Source organism: Mycobacterium sp., assembly GCF_049683935.1.
GTDB lineage: Bacteria > Actinomycetota > Actinomycetes > Mycobacteriales > Mycobacteriaceae > Mycobacterium.
The window spans coordinates 1-7,343 of record NZ_JBAUJR010000515.1; the positions used below are offsets into that span (position 1 = coordinate 1).

At 66.6% G+C, this 7,343-nt stretch carries 12 protein-coding genes; 4 read left to right on the forward strand and 8 right to left on the reverse strand.

Annotation, left to right across the window (positions count from 1 at the left end; translation table 11 throughout):
- Both WA965_RS29165 and WA965_RS29170 read left to right on the forward strand, forming a co-directional pair.
- Positions 1-526, forward strand: a 526-nt coding sequence (locus WA965_RS29165; protein ID WP_526448298.1) for a cutinase family protein, incomplete at its 5' end; no start/stop codon positions are given.
- Between the two features lie 62 nt (positions 527-588).
- Entirely contained in the window at positions 589-1,272 is a 684-nt protein-coding gene (locus WA965_RS29170; RefSeq protein ID WP_526300011.1) for a cutinase family protein, read from the forward strand.
- Here WA965_RS29170 and truA read toward each other — a convergent pair.
- From truA to infA, 8 genes are all read right to left on the reverse strand, one after another.
- Positions 1,269-2,147, reverse strand: coding sequence for a tRNA pseudouridine(38-40) synthase TruA (truA, locus tag WA965_RS29175; RefSeq protein ID WP_526300020.1), 879 nt, complete (start codon positions 2,145-2,147; stop codon positions 1,269-1,271). The two genes, WA965_RS29170 and truA, sit on opposite strands and share 4 nt — an antisense overlap.
- A 10-nt stretch (positions 2,148-2,157) precedes the next feature.
- Complete coding sequence (rplQ, locus tag WA965_RS29180; protein ID WP_526300013.1) at positions 2,158-2,748, reverse strand: 50S ribosomal protein L17; 591 nt, start codon at positions 2,746-2,748, stop codon at positions 2,158-2,160.
- Positions 2,749-2,806: 58 nt separating this feature from the next.
- Positions 2,807-3,892, reverse strand: coding sequence for a DNA-directed RNA polymerase subunit alpha (locus WA965_RS29185; RefSeq protein WP_372238573.1), 1,086 nt, complete (start codon positions 3,890-3,892; stop codon positions 2,807-2,809).
- 47 nt (positions 3,893-3,939) lie between these two features.
- Entirely contained in the window at positions 3,940-4,545 is a 606-nt protein-coding gene (rpsD, locus tag WA965_RS29190) for a 30S ribosomal protein S4 (protein WP_159230637.1), read from the reverse strand.
- Between the two features lie 16 nt (positions 4,546-4,561).
- On the reverse strand, positions 4,562-4,978 hold the full coding sequence (gene rpsK / locus WA965_RS29195) for a 30S ribosomal protein S11 (RefSeq protein WP_005140014.1): 417 nt from the start codon (positions 4,976-4,978) through the stop codon (positions 4,562-4,564).
- A 6-nt stretch (positions 4,979-4,984) separates the two neighbouring features.
- The gene (gene rpsM, locus WA965_RS29200) at positions 4,985-5,359 is read right to left on the reverse strand and encodes a 30S ribosomal protein S13 (RefSeq protein WP_178358813.1); all 375 of its coding nucleotides are present in this window, start codon (positions 5,357-5,359) and stop codon (positions 4,985-4,987) included.
- Positions 5,360-5,511: 152 nt separating this feature from the next.
- A complete protein-coding gene (gene rpmJ / locus WA965_RS29205) occupies positions 5,512-5,625 on the reverse strand; it encodes a 50S ribosomal protein L36 (protein ID WP_003879483.1) in 114 nt (37 codons plus the stop codon).
- A 43-nt stretch (positions 5,626-5,668) separates the two neighbouring features.
- Positions 5,669-5,890 carry a translation initiation factor IF-1 gene (gene infA / locus WA965_RS29210; RefSeq protein WP_005140011.1) on the reverse strand — a complete coding sequence of 74 codons (222 nt, stop codon included), beginning with the start codon at positions 5,888-5,890 and terminating at the stop codon, positions 5,669-5,671.
- Positions 5,891-6,112: 222 nt separating this feature from the next.
- Between infA and WA965_RS29215 the strand changes: the two genes are divergently transcribed.
- The gene (locus WA965_RS29215; RefSeq protein WP_526300016.1) at positions 6,113-6,655 is read left to right on the forward strand and encodes a hypothetical protein; all 543 of its coding nucleotides are present in this window, start codon (positions 6,113-6,115) and stop codon (positions 6,653-6,655) included.
- A 2-nt stretch (positions 6,656-6,657) separates the two neighbouring features.
- Positions 6,658-7,343, forward strand: a 686-nt coding sequence (locus WA965_RS29220) for a flotillin family protein (RefSeq protein ID WP_526448299.1), incomplete at its 3' end; no start/stop codon positions are given.

The following is a 7,343-nucleotide window of genomic DNA, read 5'->3' on the forward strand; positions in this document are numbered from 1 at the left end:
CAGCGAGCCCGCGGGCGTCGGTCGCGTGGGCCAGGCCCTCGCCGACGCACTGCGACCGCAACTCGGCGGCCGCACGGTGGGCACCTACGGCGTCAACTATCCCGCCAGCTACGACTTCCTCAACACCGCGGTCGGCGCCACCGACGCCACCAACCGCATCGCCTTCATGGCCCAGCAGTGCCCCGGCACCCGGATCGTGCTCGGCGGCTACTCCCAGGGCGCGGCGGTCATCGACATGCTGGCCGGCGTTCCGCCTCTGGGCAACAGGGTGGGCAACATCGGATCGGCCCCGCCGCTGCCCGGCGGCCTCAACGGCAACGTCGCCGCGGTCGCGGTATTCGGTAACCCCGCAACGAAGTTCGGCAACCCGGTTTCCGGTGCCGGCTCGTTCGCAGGTAAGGCGATCGATCTGTGCGCAAACGGTGATCCGATTTGCTCGGACGGGCGGAATCCGTTCGCCCACACCAGCTACGAGTCCTCTCCGTACATCGCCCAAGCAGCGGGTTTTGCCGCCGGGCGGATCTGAGCGACCGCCACCCCACCGTTGCGGCCGCAGTTTTTCCACAGCGGGCACCCAGCTTGGTCGCTATGATCGGCGGGGTGATTCGGAAATTGACGGTTGCGGTCGTTCTCGCTGTTTCAGGCCTGATCGCCCCGGCGGCGATCCCCGGTGGTGCGACGTCGGCGATACCCGTCGCCTCCGCGCAATCCTGCCCTCAGGCTGAGCTGATCTTCGCCCGAGGCCGCATCGAGTCCCCCGGGGCCGGACAGATCGGCAACGCGCTGGCCAGCGCGCTACGCCAGAAGAGCGGCAGGGACATCGACCTGTACGCCGTGAAGTACCCCGCCGACACCGAGGTCGACATCGGCGCCAACGACATGAGCCAGCGCATCGCGTACATGACCGCCAACTGCCCCGACACCCGCCTGGTGCTCGGCGGCTACTCGCTGGGCGCCGCGGTGACCGATGTCGTGATCGCGGTGCCGATCGCCGCGTTCGGCTTCAAGAATCCGATGCCGGACGGCGCCGACCGGCACATCGCCGCGGTCGCGTTGTTCGGCAACGGCAGCAGCTGGGTCGGCCCGATCGCCAACTTCACCAACCCCGCGCTGCGCGACCGGATCATCGAGTTGTGCCACGGCGACGACCCGATCTGCAATCCGACCGCGCCGGAGAACTGGCAGGACTACTGGCCCTCGCATCTGGCGTCCGCCTATATCGGCGCCGGCATGATCAACCAAGCCGCCGACTTCATCGTGAGCAGGCTCTAACCGAGCTCGTCGGCGGTGCGCACATCCCGGGTGACCAGGTTGCGTGCGGCGAGTTCAGCGTCGGGCGGGTAGTCCACCCCGACCAGGGTCAACCCCCGCGCCGGCGCCGCCGCGAAGTCACTGGACCGCCGCGTCTCGGTGAGCAACCCGGCGCACCACGCCAGGTCACGGCGCCGCTCCCCCACCGCGAGCAGCGCCCCGACCAGTGATCGCACCATGCTCCAGCAGAACGCGTCGGCGCTCACGTGGACCTCGATCCGGTGCCCGTCGCACGTGAACTCCAGCCGCTGCAGCTCCCGGATGGTCGTCGCCCCGTCGCGGTGACGGCAGAAGGCCGCGAAGTCGTGCAGCCCCAGCAGTTCCCGCGCCCCCGCCGCCATCGCGTCGAGGTCCAGTCCCCGCGGCCACGCCGTCACGAACCGCGCCTCGTGTGGTTCGGCGCCGTACGGAGCCGTCGTCAAGCGGTAAACGTAGTGGCGGCGCAGCGCGGAGAATCGAGCGTCGAAACCAGGCGCGGCACGCGTGATCGCGACCACCCGGACATCCTCGGTCAGCAGCTTGGCCAGCCGGTGCACCAGTGGACCGAACTCGCTGTCTTCTGGACGCGGAGTCCGCGGGTAGGCGTGCGGAAGTGCATCAACCGGCACGTCCACGTGGGCGACCTGCCCGCTGGCATGCACGCCGGCATCGGTCCGTCCCGCCGCGCGCACCAGCACCGGGACCCGGAACACCGTCGACAGCGCGTCCTCGATGACGCCGGCCACCGTTCGCTGTCCGCGCTGCGCCGCCCAGCCGGCGAATTCGGTTCCGTCGTAGGCGACATCGAGCCGCAGACGAACATGCCCGCCACCGGAATCGATGGCGGGCATGTTCACAGCGTTGTCGCTAGGACTTCTTGTCATCCTCGGTGCCCGAGGTCTCCTCGGTGCCCGGGGTCTCGACCTCGGCCTCCTCGGCGATCGGCGTTTCCTCGACCGCTTCGACCTCGGCCTCGTCGGCCAAGGGCCCTTCCGCGGCCTCCGGCTCGACCGCAGCCTGCGGTGCCGCCGCGGCGGCGACCGGCTGCTCGGTCTTCGTCGAGGCAACCCGGCGGGCCCGGTCCGCCTCGGACGTCACGGTCTTCTCGCGCACCAACTCGATGACCGCCATCGGCGCGTTGTCACCCTTGCGGGCCTCGACCTTGATGATCCGGGTGTAGCCACCGCTGCGATCGGAGAAGAACGGACCGATCTCGGCGAACAGGATGTGCACGACGTCCTTGTCGCGGATCTTCTTCATCACCTCACGCCGGTTGTGCAGCGTGCCCTTCTTGGCGTGGGTGATGAGCTTCTCCGCGTACGGACGCAACGCCCGTGCCTTCGGCTCGGTCGTCTTGATGCGGCCATGCTCGAAGAGCGACGTGGCCAGGTTGGCCAGCAGCGCCTTCTGGTGCGAGGACGACCCGCCGAGGCGGGGACCCTTGGTGGGCTTGGGCATTGCGACTATCTCCTAAATGGGGCCGGCCCCCGTATCAGGTAGGACCGGGACGGATTGGTTAGAGCTGCTCAGTTTCGGCAAAGTCCTGGTCGGCGTCCAGGTCGTAACCTGCATCGCTGTTCCAGGTGCCGGTGGCCACGTCGTAGCCGGCGACCTCGGACGGATCGAAGCTGGCCGGGCTGTCCTTGAGCGACAGACCCAGCTGGTGCAGCTTGATCTTCACCTCGTCGATGGACTTCTGGCCGAAGTTGCGGATGTCCAGCAGATCGGACTCCGTGCGGGCCACGAGCTCGCCCACTGTGTGCACGCCCTCGCGCTTGAGGCAGTTGTACGACCGGACGGTCAGATCGAGGTCATCGATGGGCAGCGCGAACGACGCGATGTGATCGGCCTCGGCCGGCGACGGGCCGATCTCGATGCCTTCCGCTTCGACGTTGAGTTCCCGTGCCAGACCGAACAATTCGACCAGCGTCTTGCCGGCCGATGCCAGCGCGTCGCGGGCACCGATCGAGCTCTTGGTCTCCACGTCGAGGATCAGCTTGTCGAAGTCGGTGCGCTGCTCGACGCGGGTGGCCTCCACCTTGTAGGTGACCTTGAGGACCGGCGAGTAGATGGAATCGACCGGGATACGGCCGATTTCGGCACCGGAGGCCTTGTTCTGCACGGCCGGGACGTAGCCACGACCGCGCTCGACGACGAGCTCGACCTCGAGCTTGCCCTTGTCGTTGAGGGTCGCGATGCGCATGTCCGGGTTATGCACGGTGACACCGGCCGGCGGGACGATGTCGCCCGCGGTGACCTCACCGGGACCCTGCTTGCGCAGGTACATCGTGACCGGCTCGTCCTCCTCGGAGGACACGACCAGACCCTTGAGGTTCAGGATGATGTCGGTGACGTCTTCCTTCACCCCGGGGACGGTGGTGAACTCGTGCAGCACACCGTCGATGCGAATGCTGGTGACCGCCGCGCCGGGGATCGACGACAGCAGCGTGCGACGCAGCGAATTGCCCAGGGTGTAACCGAATCCGGGTTCCAGCGGCTCGATGACGAACTGGGACCGGTTCTCGGCGATGACCTCTTCGCTGAGTGTGGGGCGCTGAGAAATCAGCATATTTTTCTTGTTCTCCTTCTCGGCAACCGCTATTTGATGCCGTTCAGTGATCCGCGACCCGACCGGGCCGCGAACATGTGTTACTTCGAGTAGAGCTCGACGATCAGCTGCTCGGTGAGCGGGATGTCGATCTGCGCGCGCTCGGGCAACTGGTGCACGAGGATGCGCTGACGCTCGCCGACGACCTGCAGCCAGCCGGGGATCGGCCGATCGCCCGCGTTGGCCCGAGCGAGCTCGAACGGCAGCGTGTTGATCGACTTGTCCTTGATGTCGATGATGTCGTATTGCGACACCCGGTAGCTGGGGATGTCGACCTTCACGCCGTTGACGGTGAAGTGGCCGTGGCTGACCAGCTGACGTGCCATCCGACGGGTCCGAGCGAGCCCGGCGCGGTAGACGACGTTGTCGAGCCGGCTCTCGAGGATGCGCAGCAGGTTGTCACCGGTCTTGCCGGGCTGACGGTTGGCTTCCTCGTAGTAGCGACGGAACTGCTTCTCCATCACGCCGTAGGAGAAGCGGGCCTTCTGCTTCTCCTGCAGCTGCTGACGGTATTCGCTCTCCTTGATCCGCGCGCGACCGTGCTGGCCGGGCGGGTAGGGGCGCTTCTCGAAGGACTGATCTCCACCGACGAGGTCGACGCCGAGGCGGCGCGACTTGCGGGTGACGGGTCCGGTGTAACGAGCCATGTCTCTCTAATCTCCTCTAGACCCGGCGCCGCTTGGGCGGACGGCAACCGTTGTGCGGCTGCGGCGTGACATCGGAAATGGCGCCGACCTCGAGACCGGCGGCCTGCAACGAGCGGATCGCGGTCTCACGTCCCGAGCCGGGGCCCTTGACGAAGACGTCGACCTTCTTCACACCGTGCTCCTGAGCCTTGCGCGCCGCGTTCTCGGCGGCGAGCTGTGCGGCGAACGGGGTCGACTTACGCGAGCCCTTGAAGCCGACGTGACCCGACGACGCCCAGGCGATGACGTTGCCCTGGGGATCGGTGATCGACACGATCGTGTTGTTGAACGTGCTCTTGATGTGCGCGGCGCCGTGCGGGACGTTCTTCTTTTCCCTGCGACGGGTCTTCTGCCCCTTCTTGGGAGCAGCGCCACCCTTTTTTGCTTGTGCCATCCGGGGTTACCTGGCCTTCTTCTTGCCGGCGATGGTGCGCTTCGGGCCCTTGCGGGTGCGCGCGTTGGTCTTGGTCCGCTGGCCACGCACCGGCAGGCCGCGGCGGTGCCGCAGACCCTGGTAGCAGCCGATCTCGATCTTGCGGCGGATGTCGGCCTGAACCTCGCGGCGCAGATCACCCTCCACCTTGAGGTTGCCCTCGATGTAGTCGCGCAACTGGGTGACCTGATCGTCGGTCAGGTCCTTCGTGCGCAGGTCCCGGCTGACGCCGGTGGCGTCCAGGATCTCCTGGGAGCGGGTACGGCCGACGCCGTAGATGTAGGTCAGTGCGATCTCCATGCGCTTGTCGCGCGGGAGGTCGACGCCCATGAGTCGAGCCATGTGTGCCATTCCTCGTGTTCTGCGGAGGTCTGATCCCAGTCCGTTCCCGGGCTCTTGCCGGGGTCCGGCCTCCGTGCCGGACGTGTGCGAGGGCCCTATGCCCTCAGTGGTGCTGGGAGTTCGTCATTCAGTTGTGGGTACTGCTCGGCTGACTAGCCCTGCCGCTGCTTGTGGCGCGGATCGGAGCAGATCACCATGACCCGCCCATGCCGGCGGATCACCCTGCACTTGTCGCAGATGGGCTTGACGCTCGGGTTCACCTTCACGGCTCGTTCGATCCTTCTGTGCTTCTTGAGTGTGGGATGTCTGTTACTTGTAGCGGTACACGATGCGGCCGCGGGTCAGGTCGTAGGGAGAGAGCTCCACCACGACACGATCCTCGGGGAGGATGCGGATGTAGTGCTGCCGCATCTTGCCGCTGATGTGGGCGAGCACCTTGTGTCCGTTCTCCAGCTCAATGCGGAACATCGCATTGGGCAGGGGCTCGACCACGCGACCCTCGACCTCGATGGCACCGTCTTTCTTGGCCATACTGTGTAGCGATCCTTGCTTTCGTTTCGTATCTTGGCCTGAACTGCGCAGCCTTCGTCCGACTTGAGAACGTGAGCCGGATCTGAGGAATTCCGTAACTCGTCTGACGGAGTTCCTGACAGGGCACGCAAGAAGTCGGCGCGGAAGCCGCACCGTTGATCCATGTTACTCGCAGACCGGCCACGCCCAAAATCTGCGCAGGATAGGTGCGAAGATCATCTCGTGACCGCGGTCTATCTCGCAGCTTTTGGTGTCGGCGGTGTCGCGGTGCTGACCGCGCTGCTGCTCACCGACGTGGAGGTCGGGTCCGGGTTCGGTGACGACGGTCTGCCGTTCCTGAGCCTGACAAGTGTGTCCGCGGGCCTGTTGGGTGCGGGCACCGGAGGTCTGATCAGTACCTGGTCGGGGTTGGGCGCGCTCGGCGCGGCCATCGTGGCGGTGGTCAGCGGCGTGGCCCTCATCGCCACACTGCAGGGACTACTCCTTCCGTACCTGCGTCGTCAGCAGTCGAACTCCCAGCGGGGCCGGATGTCCTACATCGGCCTGCTCGGCACCGTCACGCTCGACGTCCCGACCGACAGCTGGGGCGAGGTGGCGTTCGTCGACCGCGAGGGCGGCCGGGTCCGCGCGCGGGCCGTCACCGCCGAGCCGCAGGCGCTGCCCAAGTCCACCCCCGTGTACATCGCCGATGTCGACGACGACTACGTCCACGTCGTGACCATGCCCGGGGCGGGAACCGACCCGCCCACCCTCGAGAGGAACTGAACGTGTCCGTTCTGATGATCATCATCGTCGCGGCGATCGCGGCATTTCTGCTGTTCGTCGCGCTGCCGATCGTGTACGTCAAGAACTACATCAAGGTGCCACCCAACGAGGTCGCGGTGTTCACCGGGCGCGGCACCCCGAAGGTGGTCCGAGGTGGCGCCAGGTTCCGGGTGCCAGGGATCGAACGCGTCGACATCATGAGCCTGGAGCCGTTCAACGTCAGCATCAACCTGCAGAATGCGTTGTCCAACAACGGTGTTCCGGTCAACGTGGAGGCCGTCGGGCTGGTTCGTATCGGCTCGTCGGAGGACGCCGTGCAGACCGCGGTGCAACGCTTCCTCACCTCCGACCTCAACGAGTTGCAGCGCCAGATCAACGAGATCCTGGCCGGCAGCCTGCGCGGGATCACCGCCACCATGACCGTCGAGGACCTCAACTCCAACCGCGACACCCTGGCCCGCAGCGTGGTGGAGGAGGCCGGTGCCGACCTGGCCCGTATCGGCATGGAGGTCGACGTCCTCAAGATCGCAGGCATCTCCGACGCCAACGACTACCTCAAGTCGCTGGGCCAGCGGCGGATCGCCGAGGTGAAGCGCGACGCGGCCGTCGGCACGGCCGAAGCCGAACGCGACGCCCAGATCCAGTCGGCCAAGGCGCGGCAGGAGGGTTCGGTCGCCCAGGCCGAGGC